Source organism: Flavobacterium salilacus subsp. salilacus, from assembly GCF_004634195.1.
GTDB classification, from domain to species: domain Bacteria; phylum Bacteroidota; class Bacteroidia; order Flavobacteriales; family Flavobacteriaceae; genus Flavobacterium; species Flavobacterium salilacus.
This window is the reverse complement of record NZ_SKBP01000009.1, coordinates 38792-59662: the sequence shown is the minus strand read 5'-3', so window position 1 is coordinate 59662 and position 20871 is coordinate 38792. Positions and strand designations below refer to the sequence as shown.

Here is a 20871-nt window from a genome sequence, read left to right as displayed (position 1 = left end):
CGATGGCGAAAGCCATCGGTTCTTTTTTATATACAAGCTACTATTTTAGTGGCTTTTGTTTTTGTTTAAACAGTAACTTTGTTAAAAATTGTTGTAGATGTATTTTTCATTAATAATACCTGTATATAATCGTCCCGATGAGATTGAAGAATTATTGGAGAGCCTTACCAAACAATCGTATAAAGATCAGTTTGAGGTAGTGATTATTGAAGATGGTTCGGCTGTGCGGTGTGATACTGTGCTTTCCCGTTTTGAAGGTAAGCTATTTATATCCTATTATTATAAGAGCAATTCCGGTCCGGGCGATTCCAGAAATTATGGAATGAAAAGGGCAAAAGGCAATTATTTTATAGTGCTTGACTCGGATTGTATTATCCCGCAGGATTATCTCAAAAATGTATCCAAAAGTCTTAATGCCAATTATATTGATTGTTTTGGCGGTCCTGATGCCGCATTGGATAGCTTTAGCGATATACAAAAGGCTATTAATTTTACCATGACATCTTTTTTAACAACGGGAGGCATCAGAGGAAAATCGGAAAGGATAGAAAAATTTCAGCCCAGAAGTTTTAATATGGGCATTTCCAAAGAAGCATTTGAGGCTTCGGGCGGTTTTGGCAATATACATCCGGGCGAAGACCCCGACCTTTCTATACGGCTGTGGAAATTGGGATATGAAACTCGACTTTTTCCTGATTGCTATGTATATCATAAAAGAAGAATAGATTGGGATAAGTTTTACAAGCAGGTAAGAAAGTTTGGTAAAGCACGCCCCATTTTAGATAAGTGGCATCCGCAGTATAAAAAAGTTACTTTTTTATTCCCAACATTATTCATTTCAGGATTAGCATTTTCAGTACTGTTATTATTTATCAATATAAGTATTCCCATGTATTTATATGGTATATATTTTATGTTAATATTTATACTATCGGCATTTAAAAATAAAAGTATCACAATAGGTTTTTTTAGCCTTATTGCTACCTGCATACAGTTTTATGGGTACGGTTCGGGGTATATGATATCATTTATAAAAATACATTTATTGTCAAAGCAGCCGGAACGGGCTTTTCCGGAATTATTTTTTAAAAAATGAAAACAAAAGTTATAGGGCTTACAGGCGGTATTGGTAGTGGTAAAACTACTATTGCCAATTATTTTGCATCATTGGGCGTACCTGTATATATTGCTGATGAGGAAGCTAAAAATATTTTATACACCCCCGATGTGATTGCCGAAGTTACTGCTGCTTTTGGGGAGGGAGTACTTACAGAGGGTATTCCGGACAGGAAGAAACTGGCAGCAATGGTATTTAATAGTCCTGAAAAATTACAAACGCTCAATACTATAATTCACCCTAAGGTAAACGACCATTTTTATAACTGGCTCAATGCTCATAAAAATGTACCATTCGTTATAAAAGAGGCAGCCATTTTGTTTGAAAGCGGCAGTTATAAAAATTGTGATAAAATAATATTGGTTACTGCACCAAAAGATATACGTGTACAGCGAGTTATGAAAAGGGACGGAAGCACGGAAGAAGAGGTGCAAAAACGCATGGACAACCAGTGGAGCGATGAAAAAAAGAGAGAATTAAGCGATTTTATTATAAATAACATTGTTTTGGAGGATGCTAAAAATCAGGTATATAGTATTTATAATACTTTGAAAAATACATAATTTTCAACAGGATTGTTAATGTTTGGTTAATATTTTAAAGCATTAAGTGTTAAAATGTTAATTTTGTTTCGATGAACAAGACTCGATTTCGTTTGCTGGTATTTTTTATGAGCCTATCTCTCGTGGGCATAATTTTGGTACAACTATATTGGGTTAATTCATCTATCAAAAATAATGAGGAACAGTTTAAGTTTCACATTCAGCAGGTATTGGGTAAAGTTGCAGTGAGATTGCAGGAAAATGATGCCCATAAGTTTTTCAGACTTTATACTACTTATAAAGACAGCACAGGAAAGGCACCGTCCAGAAAAGATATGTTGCCTTACTACTATAACTACAGGAATAATCGAAAAGGCGAAAATATTATTTATTCTGATAATATGAGCCAGAGAGACTATAATTTGTTCTTTGATAAAGAAAGGGTTGGCAATTATTTTGACGATGTTACTGTTAGTAAAGCCATTTCTTTGAAAGATAATCCCAACAACGAGTCTGAAAAGGCATCCAGAACCGGAGATATCCAGGTATGGCAACGTTATCAGTTTGATTTATATATTAAAGATTTCAGAGATTTTAATCCGCTGGAGACCAGAGTTTCTAAAAACTGGCTTAATAAAGTATTGGAAACAGAACTTTCACAAAGCGGTGTAAACACGCCTTTTGAATTTGGGATATATAAAAACGGACTGGCTACAAAACTGCGCTCCGGCAAACTTAAATGGGAGGACGGCATATCCTACCAACATCCTGTATATGCTGATATTGACGGGAAATCAGGTTACAGATTATTGATAACTTTTCCGCAAAAGAAAACATTTATATTTTCTTCTATTTTAGGTATAACATCATTATCATTGATTTTTACGCTAATAATTATTATAGCCTACCTTAGCGCGATTAACCAACTAATTAAGCAAAAGCAAATATCAGAGATTAAAACCGATTTTATCAATAATATGACGCATGAGTTTAAAACGCCTATTGCAACTATAAACCTTGCGCTGGATGCTATAAAAAATCCGAAAATATTTAGCGACCCCGAAAAAGTGCAGCGTTATTTGCAAATGATAAGGGATGAGAATAAACGAATGCATTCGCAAGTTGAAAATGTATTGCAAATATCCAAGCTTGATAAAAAAGAATTAGATATTAATAAAGATCAGGCTGATGTTCATACCGTTATTGAAGAAGCTGTAGAGCATATTAATTTGATTGTTGAAGCCCGAAACGGTACATTGACAAAATATTTTAATGCGCAACGCACAACGGCATTGTTAAATGATGTGCATTTTACTAATGTTTTGGTTAATATTTTAGATAATGCCATAAAATATTCTCCTGATGAACCCGTTATAGAAATACATACAGAAAATGTAAAAGATTTCATATTAATAAAGATAAAAGATAACGGGCTGGGAATGTCTAAAAGCACTCAGAAAAGAATTTTTGAGAAGTTTTACAGAGAGCATACGGGAGATATACATAATGTAAAAGGTCACGGTTTAGGGCTTGCTTATGTAAAAAGAGTTTTGGACGACCATAATGCCCACATATACGTAGAAAGTGAAAAAGGAAAAGGTAGCACCTTTATAATAAAAATGCATCTAATAAATTAAAAAAAAATATGGAAGAAGTAAACAAAAAGATTCTTTTAGTGGAGGATGACCCAAATTTTGGGGCGGTGCTAAAAGACTATCTGGTAATTAATGATTTTGAAGTTACGCTGGCAAAAAACGGAATGGAAGGATTTGAGAAATTTAAGAAAGATAATTTCGATTTGTGCATTCTTGATGTAATGATGCCATACAAAGACGGTTATACTCTGGCAAGGGAGATAAGAGAAAAAAATAAGGAAGTGCCAATTATTTTCCTTACAGCAAAATCTATGAAAGAAGATGTTTTAAAGGGGTATAAAGTAGGAGCGGATGACTACCTGAACAAACCTTTTGACTCTGAAGTATTGCTTATGAAAATAAAGGCAATTATTCAGCGAAAAGCATCTGAAACAAAAACCGACAATACTAAATTTGAATTCCAGATAGGTAAGTTTCACCTTAACTCAAAATTGCGTTTTCTTACGTTTGAAAATGAAGAGCCGATAAAACTTTCACCAAAAGAAAACGAATTGCTGAAAATGCTGGCATTGCACGAAAACGACCTCATGCCTAGAGAACTTGCGCTTACCAAAATATGGAGGGATGATAACTATTTTACATCCAGAAGTATGGATGTGTATATTGCTAAACTTAGAAAGTATTTAAAACCGGATGAAGATGTAGAAATACTTAACATTCATGGCGAAGGTTTCCGTTTGGTAATAAAAAACAAAGTTTCTGAATAGGAATAAGAAAAGCCCACATATATTAAAAATTCTCCTTTGAGCCAATGTGATTGCCTGTTAGGAGAATTTTTTTATAGTTATATCAGATAAAAAGGCTACTTCCAGTTAAGCTCCAGGGCAAAGCAGGGTTTATCGTGTTTATTTACTGTAAAAAATTCTTTTTTACCCTCATAACCCTTATGCAGGGTTACTTCATCTCCCAGTTTTAATTCCCTTAAAAAATTCATATCAAAACTTTCCAGTTGTTGTTTAAGCAAGGGGCGATAATCTATGGCGTCAAGGCACCACTCCAGATATTTTACATTATTGGCATGAAAAACAATATCGAGGTCAGATAATACCACTTTTCTTTCACTTACCGGAGTACTATCCCTGTTAAGGTCAATTTTTACAAAAGAGGCTTTTGTAGGCAGTTTATCAGGATATTTCTCAAAATGCTCATGGGGTAGTGCCAGTGCTTCCGATTTTCTCAGTTTTGTGTTAAATACAGCCCAATAGGTTATAGAACCTACTATTTTTTTACCGTTCAGCCACATTTCCAAAGCCCTTACAGAGCGCGAACCCTGTAAGTCTATTATCCATGTTTTTACAGTTACTGTATCCCTCCATTTAGGCATTTCATCAATTTCTACACGCATTCGGCTAAGTACCCATGCCTGGTCATGCGCCTGCATATCAGTAAAGCTCATCCCGCCCATTTCAGCATGCGAACCTGCTGTAAGCTGCAACAAGTTGCAAAGCTCCGTTTGCTTCAGGTGACCTTTAGGGTTGCATTGCAAAAAGTTTATTTCCCAGTCCTGCGAATATGTTGATGTGAAATTTTCTGCTATCGGCATTATAACTCTTCTTTTATATAATTAATAACGGTTTCCGGCGGTGTTGTAAAATCGAACCATTTAACATTTTCATTACGCTTAAACCAAGTCATTTGCCGTTTGGCAAAACGGCGCGTATTTTTTTTTATTTCTTCTATAGCAAAATCAAGTGAGTGCTCATCATCAAAATAGCTGAATAACTCTCTATAACCTACCGTTTGCAGTGCATTTAGGTTTTTATGGGGATATAGCGCTTTGGCTTCCTCAATAAGCCCTGCCTGTACCATAAGGTCAACCCGATGGTTGATACGGCTGTACATGGTTTCCCTTTCCGCTTCCAGCCCAATGATTATGGGTGTAAAGTTACGACTGTTCTTTTTAATATTTAAAAAAGAGGAGTAGGGCTTACCCGAACCGATGCAAACCTCTAAGGCACGCATTAACCGTTGTGGGTTTTCTTTAGCTACATTATTATAATGCTCGGGGTCTAATCGTGCTAATTCCTGCTGTAAGTAAGTTATACCCTGTGCTTCATATTTTTGCTTTAGCTGTTCTCTTACCGAGCTGTCAATAGCAGGGAAATCATCAAAACCTTTCAGTACGGCATCAATATAAAGTCCTGAACCGCCTACCATTACAACCACATTCTTTTCCTTAAATAATTCATCGAGTAATGCAATGGCATCACGCTCAAAGTCACCTACGGTATATTCATCAAAAATGCTTATGTTTTGTATAAAATAGTGTTTTGCAGCTTCCAGTTCTTCTTTACTCGGTACAGCGGTACCTATGCTCATTTCTTTAAAAAACTGCCTGCTGTCGGCAGATAGGATAGGGCTGCCAAAATGTTTGGCAATTTCGATAGCTATAGCCGTCTTACCTATGGCGGTAGGGCCAATAATGGTTATTAGATAATTATTTTTGCTTTTGGGAGTCATCATTGATTAAAGATTCATACCAAAGATAGAGCAGAACTTTTAAAATCGAATTATTTTTAAATTTCGTTTTCTGCTTATGTAGCCCTGTATGATATTCTTAACATCCCTGTTGTGTTCCATAGGTACAAGGATATTTTTTAGGATGGCAGAGTTGGTTATCTGATAATTAAGGTTAAAAAAAGCATAGCCTTTATAAACACCTTTTTCTATAAGTACCGCGCTGTGTTCCTCTATACTTCGTCCTTTATCTATAATAATCATACTTTGATGATTAAAACTGTTATGGTTAATAAACTCCGTAACGCGTTTGTTATATTCCGCAGATGGTTCTTTTTCAATACATGCGCCGTTACAGTTGCCTAATTTATAAGGAAAACAAGCTGTTTTAGCTGTTTCCAGCCCGTTCAGTTTTTGGCATAGCTTATATTTATCCGTTATCTTAAATAAGGCTTTTTTAGCTTCGGCTGTACCGGCAAAGGATATAATCTCTTTTCTTCTGCCATCTGTTTTTTTTATATTAAGGCACATATAGCCCTCTTTATTTTTTTCAGAATACAGCGAGTAGGGAAAAACAGTTTTTTTCAACGCCCTGTTGTGTATGGGTTTGTTAACTTTAATTTCCTGGCACTCTTTGAGCAATGCTATGAGTTCACTTCCTGTTTCTTCATAGTTAATGGTAAAAATATCGCGTTGCAGCCTTTTTGATTTTCGTGATGATCCTGTAAAATGCTGATTAAGCCTTTTTTTAATATTATTGCTTTTGCCTATGTAGATAAGGTCGCCGTTTTCTTTATAGATATAATATAACCCCGTTACAGATGGGATACCCTCCAGAAGGTCAAAAAGTTTAGGGGAGATGTCTTTCTGTACATTTGATTTTATCAAACTTTTTATAATCGCTTTTTCAACATCTTTTGCCAACAGCATTTTAAAAAGCTGAACTGTAGCCATCGCATCGCCTGTGGCACGATGCCTGTCGCTCATAGGGATGCCCAAAGCCCGTACCAGTTTGCCCAAGCTGTGCGATTTTTGTTCGGGCATCAGCTTTTGCGAAAGTTCTACCGTGCAAAGCGATTGCCGTTCGTAATCATAGCCAAGCCGTTCAAACTCTGTACGCAGTATTCTGTAGTCAAATTGTGCATTGTGTGCTACAATAATGCAACCTTCGGTAATTTCTACAATCCGTTTGGCTACATCATAAAATTTAGGCGCAGTACGAAGCATAGCATTATTAATGCCTGTTAGTTTTACTACAAAAGGCTGTATGGGTTTTTCAGGATTAATGAGACTTATAAACTGATCTGTTATTTCGTGTCCGTCATATTTATAAATAGCAATCTCGGTTATTCCTTCTTCATTATATTGCCCCCCTGTAGTCTCTATATCAAGTATTGCATACATACTACCAGACCCTGAAAGGGCAATTTTTATCGTAAAAGGTTAATGTTTCTTTTTTCATAAGCATGAACCTCAAAGATACGAATAAAGCAACAATTATCTATATCGCTTAGCATTTCCTGTTTTTTTAACTTTAAAAAGCTCATCGGCTGCCAAAAATACTGCTGCCAATGCGCACCATTGTACTGCCGCAGGCTATAGCAGTTGTATAATCGCCACTCATGCCCATTGATAAAGTTGACAGTTGACAGTTAACAGTTAACGGTTTAGCAGCATATTTATCAAAGATGTTTTTAAGGTGTGTAAACTCTTTTTTTACCTGTTCTTGGTTATCGGTAAAGGTTGCCATGCCCATAAGCCCTGTAACCTTTACATTTTCCATTTGTTTAAATTCTCCCGAATTTAATAACTCATCGAGTTCCTGCTCATCCATCCCGAATTTGGTTTCTTCTTCAGCTATGTGCATTTGCAGCAGGCAGTTAATGACCCTTTGGTTTTTCTTGGCTTGTTTGTTTATTTCTTTAAGTAATTTAACGCTGTCAACTCCGTGCACTAAACTTACAAAAGGAGCCATGTATTTTACCTTATTGGTTTGTACATGCCCTATCATGTGCCACTCAATATCCTTTGGCATTTGCTCCCATTTCTCGGTCATTTCCTGTATTTTGTTTTCTCCAAATATACGCTGTCCGGCATTATAGGCTTCCATAAGGTCAGCCACGGGTTTAGTTTTAGAAACGGCTACAAGTGTAACATTTTCAGGTAATGAGGATTTTATATTATGTAGGTTATCGGCTATTGACATGAAGTTTTATTTTAAATTCTGAATTTTAAATCTGAAATCTACAATTTATAACTCATAAATAACAAGCCCGCTTCGGAACTTAGGTTCAATATAGGTACTTTTTGGCGGCATAATCAGGTTGTTATCGGCAAGTTCTTTAATTTCCTGTATGGTAGGCGGGCATAACATAAAGCCTACTTCAAACTCGCTTTCATCTACCATTTTTTTAATGTTGGTTATCTGCCTGCTGCCGGGTATGTACTCAATACGCTCGTCATTTCTCAGGTCGGTAATTCCAAGCAAAGGTCGTAATACTTTGTCATATAATATCCTTGCGTCCAGCGCTTCATATACCGTAGTAAAGTTGGTTTCTTTGAGGTGCAGTGCATAAAACTCATTATCGAGATACATCCCAAAGCTAAACTTCCTGTCGGGTTTCCACAACTCCTGCCGCCTGTTCTCTATCGTAAAGTCTTTAGCAAGCGCATCAAGAAACTGCTCTTTCGTCAGTTTATTCAGGTCGTGTACAATGCGGTTGTACTCGTATATTTTCAAGTCAGTTTCAGCAATAAGGAAACTCATAAAATAGTTGAGGTTCTCATTGCCTGTGTTTTTGTTTTGCTCATACAGCATATTTGCCGAAGCTGACCTATGATGCCCGTCCGCAATATAAAGGCTGTCTATCGCTTCAAATTGTTGCTGTATCCATGCAATTTCTTCTGCATCCTTAATGCGCCACATAATATGTTTATCTTTATTGGGCGAAGAGAATAAGTATAACGGGCGTTTTTGCTTTCGTTTTGCTATCCATTGTTGCAGTTCGGGCTTTTCAGGATAGGTAAGCAGTACAGGCTCGGTATTAAATCCTGTTTGGTGCAAATAGTCTTTAAAATACTCAACGCGATAAGGTAGGGTGTCTTCGTGTTTTTTAATCACATTATTACGGTAATCTTCCAGCGATGTGCCTGCAATAATGCCTGTGTAGGTGTTGCTTTTGCTTTGTATCTCGTAAAGAAAAAATATCGGGTCGGGTTCTTTTTTTAATGTGTTTGCTTCCTTAAATTCTTCATATTTAAGGTTAACGGCTTTTAACCTTGTATTGGTAGAAATTTTTTGCAGGTTTACATAAGCCGGGTTCAGTACATGCAGAAATGAAAAGGGATTGTAATCCAGTTGCGAGGCAAGTTCTGCTGCGCTGTACTCGTCATAAGAACGGGAGGTTACCAAACTGACCTTGTCGCGGGTGGGTCGTACCGCTTTAAAAGGAACTATTTTTGCCATAGTTATAAACCCTCTGGATTCCCGCAAGGGGAGCAGAGGGATTTTATTATTTACATTAAAATTTAAATCAGTTTATCTTAGACGCTTTAATTGTGGTACATATTATAACCAATAGTTTACTGCGACCGAAAACTGTAACTGAATACCGATTACTTTTTATAAGCTACTTTCTCTGCTTTTTTGCTTTCGGAGTAATCGTAGAAACCTTCGCCTGATTTTACACCCAGTTTACCTGCCATTACCATATTTACTAATAGCGGACATGGTGCATATTTTGGGTTTTTAAATCCGTCGTACATTACATTGAGTATAGAAAGGCATACATCCAGCCCAATGAAATCGGCAAGTTGTAGCGGTCCCATAGGGTGTGCCATACCCAGCTTCATTACAGTATCAATTTCATATACGCCTGCTACGCCGTTGTATAGTGTTTCTATAGCCTCGTTTATCATTGGCATCAGGATACGGTTAGCTACAAATCCCGGGTAGTCGTTTACTTCTACAGGTACTTTACCTAATTTTTCCGACAGCTCCATGATGGTTTTAGTAACCTCGTCAGATGTATTATACCCTCTGATGATTTCTACCAGCTTCATGATAGGCACAGGGTTCATAAAGTGCATACCTATTACTTTGTCCTGTCTTGTAGTAACAGCAGCTATTTGTGTAATGGATATGGATGAGGTATTGGTTGCCAAAATGGTTTTTTCGTCGCAAAAATCATTCAGGTCTTTAAATATTTTCAGTTTTAAATTTACATTTTCAGTAGCAGCTTCAACGACTAAGTCAACATTTACCACGCCGTCTTTCATATCGGTATAAGTAATAATGTTGCCAATAGTTTTGTGTTTGTCTTCTTCGGTAATAGTGCCTTTTGTCACCATTCTGTCAAGGTTTGCTGCTATAGTAGCCATCCCTCTATCAAGTGATTTTTCGGAAATATCGATAAGTTTTACATTAAAGCCACTTTGTGCAAACGTGTGGGCTATACCATTACCCATAGTGCCTGCACCTATTACTGCTATGTTTTTCATTTTGTTTATTGTTTGTTTTGTATGTTTTTTATTATTTGTTCCTCCTCATCCGTTAATAATATAGAGTTATTGCTGAGCCAGAAATCTTCACTATAATTATTACCTCTTTGGTACAGCCCTTTTTCGTTATATTTTTCTTTGCTGTTAAAGGATGAAAGATCACTGCTGAAGTTAGTTACTATCAGGTCGCTCTTAAAAATGATATTATCATCAAACCTTTTTTTATTTTTTAAATATACATTTCCGCTGCGGCAGGAGTAAGAGAGCATATAATTACCGCTATCTGTAATTTTAAAAAAGCTTTTATACGCAATATCGTCCAGCCTGGCTTTTACAATTAAGAAGTTGCGCAGCTTAGAATATTTTTTGTGCGATGGTGCCATGTGTACATCTATACTCAGTATGAGTTTTTTTTCAGGATCATAGGCAAGGCTTCCTTCAAAAAGCGGTTCTTCCACATCTTCTAATGGCGAAAAGTAAATTGTTTCAATCCTTTTTCCATCTGTACCCTGCTGAGATTTTATAATGAATTTATAATCTTTACATTTTTTCTTTTCGAAAATAGAGAAAACAGGCGTAAAATTACAGTCCTTAGCTACTGCATTGCGAAGGTCGAGCGGAGATGTCATGTCAATTTCTTCCTCATTCTCCATATCAAGTTTTACAGCCCGGCTTTGCTTAACAACAACTTCGCTTTCTACCTTCTTTCTTTTCTTTTCTACATTATAATCAATAAGTGCGTCAGAGAATTTAGTATATCGGTCATTAATTTTTACAAACTCCCTGTAATAAGTACTTAGCAAAAAAGGAGCGTTTAATGTATTGTATGAATTTTTTACAAGCCCATCTACAAATTCATGAATAGGGGTGCTGAGTATAATAATCTCGTCGAGATCAATATTTTTTGGCTCAAGGTAAAAAATATTATCAGTGGGCAGGCTGTTTATAGCTATTTCATAAGATGCATAGCCTAAATAATTCAAAACTATTTTTTCTGTTCCTTCGGGATATGTAAGCTGAAAAGCCCCTTCACTATTCGAAATAGTATTATACTGTAAATCGGAGGTGCTCACAGTAACTAGTTCAATATTTTTGTTGGTCGTAATATCTTTTACAATTCCTTTTACCACGTTTTGAGATATACAAATACCTGTAACCAATAGAACTAATGCTGTAAGCCAGTTTTTCATACAGTGTTATTTATCAAAAAGGTTAATTATCCTATAGGCAATGCGCAGTGCTTCCGTTCCGTCTTCAAGGGTAACAACAGGCGTAGTATCGTTATTAATAGCATCGGCAAAAGTTTCCAGTTCGTCCAGTATGGCATTGTTAGCCAGAACTTCGGGGTTTTCAAAATAAATTTGTTTTCTAAGCCCTTCCGCATTTTGTAAAATCATATCAAAATCACCCGGATTTTCAGGAGCATCCTTCATTTTTACTACTTCACATCCTTTATCAAGAAAATCTACTGATATGTAGGCATCTTTTTGAAAGAAACGTGATTTTCGCATATTTTTTAACGATATGCGACTGGAGGTAAGGTTTGCCACACAGCCGTTTTCAAACTCAATACGGGCATTTGCAATATCTGGCGTATCGCTAATTACTGATACTCCGCTGGCATTGATGTTTTTAACTTTGCTTTTCACTACGCTGAGTATTACATCAATGTCGTGTATCATTAAGTCCAATACTACAGGTACATCCGTCCCGCGAGGGTTAAACTCGGCAAGGCGGTGCGTTTCTATAAACATAGGGTTGTGTATGGCATTTTTAGTAGCAATAAATGCGGGGTTAAAACGCTCTACATGCCCAATCTGTCCTTTTACATTATATTTTTTAGCCAAAGCTATTATTTCCTCAGCTTCTTCAACGGTATTCGATATGGGTTTTTCAATAAAAACGTGTTTGCCTGCCTGTATAGCCTCTTTGGCACAGTCATGGTGCGACAGGGTAGGGGTTACAATATCCACAACATCTACAGCAGCTATAAGTTCGCTAATGGAATTAAATTTACGGTAACCAAATTCACGGGATACTTTGTCGGCATTTTGGTCATTCGGGTCATAAAAACCAACCAATTCATATTTTTCCGACTGATTGAGCAAACGCAGGTGTATCTTTCCCAGATGTCCTGCACCCAATACTCCGATTTTAAGCATAAGAAATATATTTTAAACAAAAATAAGATTATTTAGCTTGAAAAAGCAAAAAACAGTTTTAAAAATGCCGTTATATTACACGGTTTATAAAACCTCTCGAATATTGTTTTTAACCTTTACTATTTGATTTAGTTTGCTATTTTTACGAAAAAAATAATTCTGCACGTTGAAAGATACATCAAAACATCAGGGACTCCGCAATCAGCTTGTTAACGTTTTGGAACAGAAAGGCATTACGGATAAAAATGTACTGGAGGCTATACGCAAAATACCAAGACACTTGTTTCTCGATTCGAGTTTTGAAGACTATGCCTACCAGGACAAAGCATTCCCCATTGGTGCCGGGCAAACCATATCGCAACCCTATACGGTAGCATTCCAATCGCAGTTGTTACAGGTAGAACGTGATCATAAGGTACTGGAAATAGGTACAGGGTCGGGCTACCAAACAGCGGTATTGTACACAATGGGTGCTAAGGTGTACAGTATAGAACGCCAGAATGAGCTTTTTAAAACTACCTCATTACTACTGCCAAAGCTGGGCATACGCCCCAAACATCTTTCGTTTGGCGATGGTTATAAAGGCTTGCCCAATTATGCTCCTTTTGACAGTATTATTGTTACCGCAGGAGCACCGATTATACCAAAGCCATTAATGGCTCAGTTAAAAATAGGCGGCAGGCTGGTAATACCTGTAGGAAGCGAATTGCAGATTATGACCATGCTGGTACGTAAGAGCGAAACCCAGTTTGAAAAACATGAGTTCGGGGAGTTTCGTTTTGTACCGTTATTGGAAAATAAGAATTAAATAACTATACTTTTTCTTTTACCAATGCAGCATCAATATCATTATGTGAAGCGTGGAATACAACTTCACCATTTTTTATAAGTAAAATTTGTGGCGATTGATGTATTACACCAAATCGGACTGCAATTTCATTACTAATATCTCTATGTGCTAATAAGTCCAAAAAATAAGCTTTTACATCATTTTCTTCAATAGAATATTCCCGTTCAAAACTCTTCAACGCCATACGGCTTATACTGCATCGGGTACTGTGCTTAAATATCAACACGGGCATAGTTGCCGACTCCTTAACAATACCATCAAGCTGTTGTAATTCTGTTAAATCATTCCACTTTACTCGCGAAGAAGAAGTAACTTTACTGTCATTATTACCGAACATTTTATCGAAAAAACTCATTATCATTATGGATTAAGACATTTTGACTGCTAAAATTCTCTTTTTGAAAGAATTACAGGTCAAATTGTCAGATTTTACTTATTGGAATATAAATTGAACTATAGCTATCAAATTTAAATCAAAATTAGATATGAACTTTAACAATTTTACTATAAAATCACAAGAAGCCATACAACGGGCGCAACAAATTGCGCAAAGCTATGGACATCAGCAAATAGAAAACGAACACATTGTAAAAGCACTATTGGAAGTAGATGAAAATGTGACTCCGTTTTTACTGAAAAAACTCAATGTAAACATAAACCTTTTTCAGCAGGTGCTGGATAGTACACTGCAAAGTTTCCCTAAAGTACAGGGTGGGGAGATGTCGCTTTCGCGCGATGCCGGTAATGCATTGAACGAGGCATCGAACATTGCCCGAAAAATGAACGACGAGTTTGTTTCTACCGAGCACTTATTGCTGGCAATTTTTAACAGCAAAAGCAAAGTAGCACAAATATTAAAAGACCAGGGCGTTACCGATAAAGGACTCAGGGCAGCTATTGACGAATTGCGTAAAGGAGAGCGGGTAACATCGGCAAGTGCAGAGGAAACCTATAACGCATTGAATAAATATGCCAAGAATTTAAACCAACTTGCCAATGACGGTAAACTTGATCCGGTAATTGGGCGCGATGAAGAAATTCGTCGTGTGTTGCAAATCCTTTCCCGAAGAACCAAAAATAACCCTATGCTTGTAGGGGAGCCCGGTGTAGGTAAAACCGCCATTGCCGAAGGCTTGGCACACCGCATCATTCAGGGAGATGTACCCGAAAACCTAAAAAACAAAGTAGTCTATTCGCTGGATATGGGGGCACTTATAGCAGGTGCAAAATATAAAGGAGAATTTGAAGAACGATTAAAATCGGTAGTGAAAGAAGTAACCTCTGCCGAAGGCGATATTGTACTCTTTATTGATGAGATACACACGCTTGTAGGAGCAGGGGGGGGCGAAGGAGCAATGGATGCCGCCAATATATTAAAACCCGCATTGGCGCGCGGCGAGCTTCGTGCTATAGGAGCCACTACACTGGACGAGTACCAAAAATACTTTGAGAAAGACAAAGCACTCGAAAGACGTTTCCAAAAAGTAATGGTAGATGAACCCGATACCGAAAGTGCCATATCCATACTGCGCGGTATTAAGGAAAAATATGAAACCCACCACCAAGTACGTATTAAAGATGACGCTATTATAGCAGCAGTAGAACTTTCCCAACGATACATTACCAATCGTTTTTTACCCGATAAAGCCATTGACTTAATGGATGAAGCAGCTTCTAAAATTCGTATGGAAATAAACTCCAAACCCGAAGAACTGGATGTGTTGGACAGAAAAATAATGCAGCTTGAAATTGAGATTGAGGCGATTAAACGTGAAAATGATGAGATAAAATTAAAATCATTAGGATTGGAACTTGCCAATCTTAAAGAAGAGCGTAATGAAGTATATGCACGTTGGAAAAGCGAAAAAGACATTGTAGATAACATACAGGCTGCGAAAAGCGAAATTGAAAATTATAAAACGGAAGCCGAAAAAGCCGAACGTGAAGGCGATTATGGTAAAGTAGCCGAATTGCGTTACGGTAAAATAAAAGAAGCACAGGAAAAGCTGGATGCCATGCAACAGCAGCTACAGGAAAACCAAACAGGGCAAAGCCTTATAAAAGAAGAAGTAACTGCGGAGGATATTGCCGAAGTAGTTGCTAAATGGACAGGTATTCCGGTAACTAAAATGTTGCAAAGCGAGCGTGAAAAACTACTTAACCTGGAAGATGAACTGCACAGGCGGGTAGTAGGGCAGGAGGAAGCCATACAAGCTGTAAGCGATGCCGTAAGGCGAAGCCGCGCCGGATTGCAGGATCAGAAAAAACCTATAGGTTCATTCCTGTTCCTGGGTACTACGGGGGTGGGTAAAACAGAGCTTGCCAAAGCACTTGCCTCATACCTGTTTGATGATGAAAATGCCATGACCCGTATTGATATGAGCGAATATCAGGAACGCCACAGTGTGAGCCGACTGGTAGGCGCGCCTCCCGGATATGTGGGCTATGATGAAGGCGGACAGCTAACGGAAGCCGTAAGGCGTAAACCTTACTCGGTAGTATTGCTGGATGAGATTGAGAAAGCGCACCCTGATACATTCAATATACTATTACAGGTATTGGATGAAGGTCGTTTAACAGATAATAAAGGCAGACTTGCTGATTTTAAGAATACCATTATTATTATGACATCCAATATGGGAAGTGCCATAATACAGGAAAAATTTGAAAACCTGAAAGGCGATATTGAAAGTGCGATTGAAGTTGCCAAAACAGAAGTACTGGGACTGCTGAAACAAACGGTACGCCCTGAGTTCATTAACCGTATTGATGACATTGTAATGTTTACACCGCTTAGTGCCGACAACATTAAAGAAATTGTAGGTTTACAACTAAAAGGTGTTACCAAGCTGTTGGCAAAACAAAATATTACACTTGATGCTACGCCCGAAGCGATTGAGTACCTTTCTAAAAAAGGATATGACCCCGATTATGGTGCGCGCCCTGTAAAACGGGTAATACAAAAAGAGGTTATGAACGAGCTGTCTAAACAAATACTTTCGGGTAAAGTAACTACCGACAGTATTATATTACTGGATAGTTTTGACGGACAATTGGTTTTTAGAAACCAAGGGGATTTGGAAACACAAGAGTAATACTCTTAATTATATGTAAAAATCCCCCGCACATTGCGGGGGATTTTTTTATTCATACTATATGTAAGTCATGATTAGTTATTGAAAAACGTGTACTTTTATAACCTAAGTAATAAAAAGCAATAACCTTGATAACACTATCAAACACAAAGCTATCGGCAACGATTAATCCGAAAGGCGCGGAACTCATATCGTTAAAAGATGATAAAGGGACAGAATATATGTGGGAAGGTAACCCTGATTTTTGGGGTAAACATTCTCCGGTACTTTTCCCCATTGTAGGAACTTTAAAGGATAATAAATATTCCTATAATGGCACTACCTATACATTACCCCGTCATGGCTTTGCGAGAGATAATGTTTTTACTGTAAAAGAACAGCGAGAAGATAGTGTGACTTTTTCATTGGTTGCCAATGCGCTAACTAAAGAAAATTACCCATTCGATTTTGAATTACAGATAAAATATACGCTGTCAGGCAATAGTTTGCATATAGTTTATATTATCAATAATAGCGGTGAGGAAGCAATGCCGTTTTCAATAGGGGCACATCCGGCTTTTACGTTACCGGGTAATTTTGAAGCGTATAGTTTGCAATTTGAGAAAGAGGAGCAACTTGTAAGCACACAGCTTCAAAACGATTTGCTTTCGGATGTGGAGATTCCTGTTACTTTACAAAATGGAAAACTAGGACTGAATTACGACCTTTTCGAAAATGACGCATTAGTATTTAAAAAAATAGCATCGCAGTACATTGATATTGCTAAAAATGATATTCCTTTTTTAAGGGTGTCGTTTCCCGATTTTCCACACTTAGGATTATGGACAAAACCAAATGCTCCTTTTCTGTGTATAGAACCTTGGCAGGGCTATGCCGACAGTACAATCGGCAGTGGAAATCTTTTTGATAAAGAAGGTATTCTGGTCTTGGAAGCAAGGGGTGAGGTAAAGCGAGGGTTTAGTATAGAGATATTATAAAGATAATCAACTGTCTTATTACAATTTCGGCAGGGTACGAATGTAAAGCTCCTCAACTTTTTTGCGTGCCCAGTCGGTTTTCCTTAAAAAAGTAAGACTCGATTTAATACTCGGATTATCATTAAAACATTTAATGTTGATGAGTTCGCCCAGCGTATCAAAGCCATAATAGCCAACAAGATCTTCAAGAATCTTTTTTAAGGTAATGCCATGTAGCGGGTCGTTAGAGATAGGTTTTTCCATATCGCAAAAGTAAATAAATTACAGTAAGTATCCGTTATAACTACATATAAGCTGTGCGGCATTGGCATTGTAAACAAATTACGTAACTTTGCACTCCTTATGCAAAAAACAGTAAACATACTAAACAGGAAAGCCAGGTTTGAATATGAAATTCTGGATAAATATACTGCAGGAATAGTACTCGCCGGATCTGAAATAAAATCTATCAGGTTGGGCAGGGCTTCTATTGCCGAAAGTTTTTGCGAATTTCAGGATATGGAATTATTTGCAATAAATACCAATATTGAAGAATATGCCTATAGCAGAAACTTTAGTCATGCCCCAAAAAGCGAACGTAAGCTATTGCTGAATAAAAAAGAATTGAAAAGCCTTCATAAAAGTGTACAAAATAAAGGGCTTACCATTATACCCTTACGACTTTTTACCAACGAAAAGGGTTTGGCAAAACTGGAAATAGGACTTTGTCGTGGTAAGAAAAATTACGATAAGCGCGAAACCATGAAAGAGCGTGATACAAAACGTGACCTCGACAGGATAAAGAAAGAGTTTTAAATAAACAAAGCCTCTCAATATTGAGAGGCTTTGTTGTTATATAATGTAATAATTATTTCTTAGTAAAAGGCGGAAGTAATTTACTGCTCACTTCACCAAAACCTATACGTACCTCGTTATTTTGGCAATAGCCACGCATAATAACAGTGTCACCGTCATTTATAAACTTACGCTCTGTACCATCGCTTAGCTTTATAGGGTTTTGTCCTCCCCATGTAAGTTCCAGCATAGAGCCAAAGCTATCCGGTGTGGGGCCTGATATGGTACCACTGCCCATAAGGTCGCCACTGTTTACACGGCACCCGTTTACGGTATGGTGTGCCAGTTGCTGTGCCATACTCCAATACATATATTTAAAGTTAGAGTTTGATATTACATTTTCTTCTCCGCCTTCAGGTTGCAGGGCAACTTGTAGTTTAATATCAAAAGCATGTTTACCTTCTTGCTTTAAGTAATCCAATGGTTCAGGATTTTGCTCAGGGCTTTCGGTACGGAAAGGTTCCAAAGCATCAAGCGTTACTATCCAGGGCGACATAGACGAAGCGAAGTTCTTGGCAAGGAACGGACCTAATGGTACATATTCCCATTTCTGGATATCGCGCGCACTCCAGTCGTTAAATAACACCATCCCGAATATATGCTCTTCGGCTTCTCCTACAGGTATAGGCTCTCCCATAATATTGGCATCGGTAGTAATAAAACCCATCTCCAGTTCAAAATCTACTCTTTTAGACGGGCCGAAAACAGGCTGTGTTTCACCCGGAGGTAAAGTCTGCCCGTTAGGGCGGTGTACCGGAATACCGGATGGTACTATAGTAGATGACCTGCCATGATAACCCACAGGAATATGCAGCCAGTTGGGTAATAATGCATTTTCAGGATCACGGAACATTTTACCTACGTTAGTAGCATGTTCTTTACTGGAATAAAAATCGGTATAATCGCCTATAAGCACAGGAAGTTGCATTTCCACATCTTCAAGGTTAAAAATTACTACCTCTTTGTGTTTGGCATTATCTCTTAGTGTAGGGTTGTTGCTGTCAAAAATATCAGCAATGCGGTTACGTACCAATCGCCATGTTTTTTTACCGTCCGATATAAAGTCGTTAAGCGTGTCCTGCATAAACATATCATCGGTCAGTTCAATACCTTCAAAGTAATTTAACTGTTGTAAAGCACCAAGGTCTATAGCATAGTTACCTATGCGTGTACCTATGGTTACTACATCATCTTTAGTAATAAATACTCCAAAGGGAATATTCTGTATTGGGAAGTCGCTGTTTTGAGGTACTTCCAGCCATGATTTTCTGGAAGGGTCGTTTGCTGTTAGTGGCATATTGTTGTGTCTTAATTTAGGAATTTATGAATTATCAAATATACTTGTCAGGATGGTTTTACCAAACCTTTTTTTGTATTTTTGACAGCAAATTAACGAAAAATTATAAAATGCAACGCGACGAACAAATTTTCGACCTGATACTGGAAGAACAGGACAGGCAAATACAGGGATTGGAACTAATTGCATCAGAAAATTTTGTAAGCGACCAGGTCATGGAAGCTGCAGGTTCTGTACTAACCAATAAATATGCAGAGGGGTATCCCGGAAAGCGATATTATGGTGGTTGTGAAGTAGTTGATGTTATAGAGCAGATAGCCATAGACAGGGCAAAAGCACTTTTTGGTGCAGAATATGCCAATGTACAGCCACACTCCGGCTCGCAGGCAAATACAGCAGTATATGCAGCGTGCTTAAAACCCGGTGACAAAATTTTAGGTTTCGACCTTTCGCACGGGGGGCATTTAACACATGGTTCGCCGGTTAATTTTTCAGGAAAGTTATATACTACTTCCTTTTATGGGGTAGAAAAAGAAACAGGAAGGCTTAACTACGATAAAATACAGGAAATTGCAGAGGCTGAAAAGCCAAAAATGATAATAGCGGGCGCATCGGCATACTCGCGCGATATGGATTTTAAACGTTTCAGGGAAATAGCGGACAGTGTTGGCGCTTTGCTCCTTGCCGATATATCGCACCCTGCGGGGCTTATTGCCAAAGGATTGCTTAACGACCCTGTACCCCATTGCCACATAATAACTACCACTACCCACAAAACCCTTAGAGGCCCCAGAGGAGGTTTGATACTTATGGGTAAAGATTTTGAAAACCCATTCGGGATAAAAACACCAAAAGGCGAAATACGCATGATGTCGTCATTACTGGACGGTGCTGTTTTCCCCGGTAACCAGGGCGGGCCGTTAGAGCATATTATTGCTGCGAAGGCAATAGCTTTTGGCGAAGCATTGCAAGATGAATTTTTCAGCTATGCTATGCAGGTACAAAAAAATGCTAAAGCTATGGCAGCAGCATTTGTAAAAAGAGGTTACGATATTATCTCCGGCGGTACAGATAACCACATGATGCTGATAGACCTGAGAAACAAAAACATTTCGGGTAAAGAAGCAGAAAATGCATTGGTAAAAGCCGAGATAACCGTAAACAAAAATATGGTTCCGTTTGATGATAAATCACCATTTGTAACATCAGGTATTCGTGTGGGTACGGCAGCTATAACCACGCGCGGGCTTGTAGAGGCAGATATGGATACCATTGTAGAATTAATTGACAGAGTGATTGCAAATCATACTGATGAGAATGTAATTGAAGAAGTTGCTGATGCAGTAAACGGAATGATGAGTGAAAGACCTATTTTTGTTTTTTAA

20 protein-coding genes are annotated in these 20871 nt (G+C 37.8%); 9 read left to right on the top strand and 11 right to left on the bottom strand.

What is annotated here, in order from left to right:
* Positions 1–97 precede the first annotated feature (97 nt).
* The 4 genes from E0W68_RS11055 to E0W68_RS11040 all read left to right on the top strand — a co-directional run bounded on the left by E0W68_RS11055 (position 98) and on the right by E0W68_RS11040 (position 4021).
* A complete protein-coding gene (locus tag E0W68_RS11055; protein ID WP_135219494.1) occupies positions 98–1096 on the top strand; it encodes a glycosyltransferase in 999 nt (332 codons plus the stop codon).
* Entirely contained in the window at positions 1093–1680 is a 588-nt protein-coding gene (gene coaE / locus E0W68_RS11050) for a dephospho-CoA kinase (protein ID WP_135219493.1), read from the top strand. Before E0W68_RS11055 ends, coaE begins: the two co-directional genes overlap by 4 nt.
* Positions 1681–1751: 71 nt before the next feature.
* Positions 1752–3296: a sensor histidine kinase gene (locus tag E0W68_RS11045; protein WP_135219492.1), complete on the top strand. Its 1545-nt coding sequence runs from the start codon at positions 1752–1754 to the stop codon at positions 3294–3296.
* A gap of 8 nt (positions 3297–3304) precedes the next feature.
* Positions 3305–4021: a response regulator transcription factor gene (locus tag E0W68_RS11040; protein ID WP_135219491.1), complete on the top strand. Its 717-nt coding sequence runs from the start codon at positions 3305–3307 to the stop codon at positions 4019–4021.
* A gap of 95 nt (positions 4022–4116) precedes the next feature.
* On the opposite strand, the gene E0W68_RS11035 is transcribed toward E0W68_RS11040, so the two are convergent.
* The 8 genes from E0W68_RS11035 to E0W68_RS11000 all read right to left on the bottom strand — a co-directional run bounded on the left by E0W68_RS11035 (position 4117) and on the right by E0W68_RS11000 (position 12433).
* Positions 4117–4857 carry an acyl-[acyl-carrier-protein] thioesterase gene (locus E0W68_RS11035; RefSeq protein ID WP_135219490.1) on the bottom strand — a complete coding sequence of 247 codons (741 nt, stop codon included), beginning with the start codon at positions 4855–4857 and terminating at the stop codon, positions 4117–4119.
* Entirely contained in the window at positions 4857–5777 is a 921-nt protein-coding gene (gene miaA, locus E0W68_RS11030; RefSeq protein ID WP_394346288.1) for a tRNA (adenosine(37)-N6)-dimethylallyltransferase MiaA, read from the bottom strand. The genes E0W68_RS11035 and miaA overlap by 1 nt, the downstream gene beginning before the upstream one ends.
* A 36-nt stretch (positions 5778–5813) precedes the next feature.
* Positions 5814–7175, bottom strand: coding sequence for an exonuclease domain-containing protein (locus tag E0W68_RS11025; RefSeq protein WP_135219489.1), 1362 nt, complete (start codon positions 7173–7175; stop codon positions 5814–5816).
* A gap of 139 nt (positions 7176–7314) precedes the next feature.
* Positions 7315–7977, bottom strand: coding sequence for a YggS family pyridoxal phosphate-dependent enzyme (locus E0W68_RS11020; protein ID WP_135219488.1), 663 nt, complete (start codon positions 7975–7977; stop codon positions 7315–7317).
* Between the two features lie 45 nt (positions 7978–8022).
* The gene (locus tag E0W68_RS11015; RefSeq protein WP_135219487.1) at positions 8023–9237 is read right to left on the bottom strand and encodes a DUF1015 domain-containing protein; all 1215 of its coding nucleotides are present in this window, start codon (positions 9235–9237) and stop codon (positions 8023–8025) included.
* 149 nt (positions 9238–9386) lie between these two features.
* Entirely contained in the window at positions 9387–10271 is an 885-nt protein-coding gene (locus E0W68_RS11010) for a 3-hydroxyacyl-CoA dehydrogenase family protein (protein ID WP_135219486.1), read from the bottom strand.
* A gap of 5 nt (positions 10272–10276) precedes the next feature.
* Positions 10277–11461 carry a carboxypeptidase-like regulatory domain-containing protein gene (locus E0W68_RS11005; protein ID WP_135219485.1) on the bottom strand — a complete coding sequence of 395 codons (1185 nt, stop codon included), beginning with the start codon at positions 11459–11461 and terminating at the stop codon, positions 10277–10279.
* A gap of 6 nt (positions 11462–11467) precedes the next feature.
* Entirely contained in the window at positions 11468–12433 is a 966-nt protein-coding gene (locus E0W68_RS11000; protein ID WP_135219484.1) for a Gfo/Idh/MocA family protein, read from the bottom strand.
* A gap of 166 nt (positions 12434–12599) precedes the next feature.
* Here E0W68_RS11000 and E0W68_RS10995 point away from each other — a divergent pair, with 166 nt between their 5' ends.
* Entirely contained in the window at positions 12600–13241 is a 642-nt protein-coding gene (locus E0W68_RS10995) for a protein-L-isoaspartate(D-aspartate) O-methyltransferase (protein ID WP_135219483.1), read from the top strand.
* Positions 13242–13245: 4 nt separating this feature from the next.
* Here E0W68_RS10995 and ytxJ read toward each other — a convergent pair whose 3' ends face one another.
* Positions 13246–13638 (bottom strand): bacillithiol system redox-active protein YtxJ, encoded by a 393-nt coding sequence (gene ytxJ / locus E0W68_RS10990; RefSeq protein ID WP_135219482.1) that lies wholly within the window; start codon positions 13636–13638, stop codon positions 13246–13248.
* A gap of 130 nt (positions 13639–13768) precedes the next feature.
* On the opposite strand from ytxJ, the gene clpB reads away from it, so the two are divergent.
* Both clpB and E0W68_RS10980 read left to right on the top strand, forming a co-directional pair.
* Complete coding sequence (gene clpB, locus E0W68_RS10985) at positions 13769–16378, top strand: ATP-dependent chaperone ClpB (RefSeq protein ID WP_135219481.1); 2610 nt, start codon at positions 13769–13771, stop codon at positions 16376–16378.
* A gap of 128 nt (positions 16379–16506) precedes the next feature.
* Positions 16507–17355, top strand: coding sequence for an aldose 1-epimerase family protein (locus tag E0W68_RS10980; RefSeq protein WP_225990372.1), 849 nt, complete (start codon positions 16507–16509; stop codon positions 17353–17355).
* Between the two features lie 18 nt (positions 17356–17373).
* On the opposite strand, the gene E0W68_RS10975 is transcribed toward E0W68_RS10980, so the two are convergent.
* Positions 17374–17598 carry a VF530 family protein gene (locus E0W68_RS10975; RefSeq protein ID WP_135219479.1) on the bottom strand — a complete coding sequence of 75 codons (225 nt, stop codon included), beginning with the start codon at positions 17596–17598 and terminating at the stop codon, positions 17374–17376.
* A 99-nt stretch (positions 17599–17697) separates the two neighbouring features.
* On the opposite strand from E0W68_RS10975, the gene smpB reads away from it, so the two are divergent.
* On the top strand, positions 17698–18150 hold the full coding sequence (gene smpB / locus E0W68_RS10970; protein WP_135219478.1) for an SsrA-binding protein SmpB: 453 nt from the start codon (positions 17698–17700) through the stop codon (positions 18148–18150).
* A gap of 52 nt (positions 18151–18202) precedes the next feature.
* On the opposite strand, the gene fahA is transcribed toward smpB, so the two are convergent.
* Positions 18203–19486 carry a fumarylacetoacetase gene (gene fahA / locus E0W68_RS10965; RefSeq protein WP_135219477.1) on the bottom strand — a complete coding sequence of 428 codons (1284 nt, stop codon included), beginning with the start codon at positions 19484–19486 and terminating at the stop codon, positions 18203–18205.
* 110 nt (positions 19487–19596) lie between these two features.
* Between fahA and glyA the strand changes: the two genes are divergently transcribed.
* A complete protein-coding gene (gene glyA, locus E0W68_RS10960) occupies positions 19597–20871 on the top strand; it encodes a serine hydroxymethyltransferase (RefSeq protein ID WP_135219476.1) in 1275 nt (424 codons plus the stop codon).

What these genes read in the sequence shown, in the direction of transcription:
- fahA (WP_135219477.1), bottom strand. Translation starts at nt 19,486, where the DNA reads ATGCCACTAACAGCAAACGACCCTTCCAGAAAATCATGGCTGGAAGTA.
- E0W68_RS11005 (WP_135219485.1), bottom strand. Translation starts at nt 11,461, where the DNA reads ATGAAAAACTGGCTTACAGCATTAGTTCTATTGGTTACAGGTATTTGT.
- E0W68_RS11010 (WP_135219486.1), bottom strand. Translation starts at nt 10,271, where the DNA reads ATGAAAAACATAGCAGTAATAGGTGCAGGCACTATGGGTAATGGTATA.
- smpB (WP_135219478.1), top strand. Translation starts at nt 17,698, where the DNA reads ATGCAAAAAACAGTAAACATACTAAACAGGAAAGCCAGGTTTGAATAT.
- E0W68_RS11025 (WP_135219489.1), bottom strand. Translation starts at nt 7,175, where the DNA reads ATGTATGCAATACTTGATATAGAGACTACAGGGGGGCAATATAATGAA.
- E0W68_RS11000 (WP_135219484.1), bottom strand. Translation starts at nt 12,433, where the DNA reads ATGCTTAAAATCGGAGTATTGGGTGCAGGACATCTGGGAAAGATACAC.
- E0W68_RS11035 (WP_135219490.1), bottom strand. Translation starts at nt 4,857, where the DNA reads ATGCCGATAGCAGAAAATTTCACATCAACATATTCGCAGGACTGGGAA.
- ytxJ (WP_135219482.1), bottom strand. Translation starts at nt 13,638, where the DNA reads ATGAGTTTTTTCGATAAAATGTTCGGTAATAATGACAGTAAAGTTACT.
- E0W68_RS11015 (WP_135219487.1), bottom strand. Translation starts at nt 9,237, where the DNA reads ATGGCAAAAATAGTTCCTTTTAAAGCGGTACGACCCACCCGCGACAAG.
- E0W68_RS10975 (WP_135219479.1), bottom strand. Translation starts at nt 17,598, where the DNA reads ATGGAAAAACCTATCTCTAACGACCCGCTACATGGCATTACCTTAAAA.
- E0W68_RS11045 (WP_135219492.1), top strand. Translation starts at nt 1,752, where the DNA reads ATGAACAAGACTCGATTTCGTTTGCTGGTATTTTTTATGAGCCTATCT.
- miaA (WP_394346288.1), bottom strand. Translation starts at nt 5,777, where the DNA reads ATGATGACTCCCAAAAGCAAAAATAATTATCTAATAACCATTATTGGC.
- E0W68_RS11020 (WP_135219488.1), bottom strand. Translation starts at nt 7,977, where the DNA reads ATGTCAATAGCCGATAACCTACATAATATAAAATCCTCATTACCTGAA.
- E0W68_RS11055 (WP_135219494.1), top strand. Translation starts at nt 98, where the DNA reads ATGTATTTTTCATTAATAATACCTGTATATAATCGTCCCGATGAGATT.
- clpB (WP_135219481.1), top strand. Translation starts at nt 13,769, where the DNA reads ATGAACTTTAACAATTTTACTATAAAATCACAAGAAGCCATACAACGG.
- coaE (WP_135219493.1), top strand. Translation starts at nt 1,093, where the DNA reads ATGAAAACAAAAGTTATAGGGCTTACAGGCGGTATTGGTAGTGGTAAA.
- E0W68_RS11040 (WP_135219491.1), top strand. Translation starts at nt 3,305, where the DNA reads ATGGAAGAAGTAAACAAAAAGATTCTTTTAGTGGAGGATGACCCAAAT.
- glyA (WP_135219476.1), top strand. Translation starts at nt 19,597, where the DNA reads ATGCAACGCGACGAACAAATTTTCGACCTGATACTGGAAGAACAGGAC.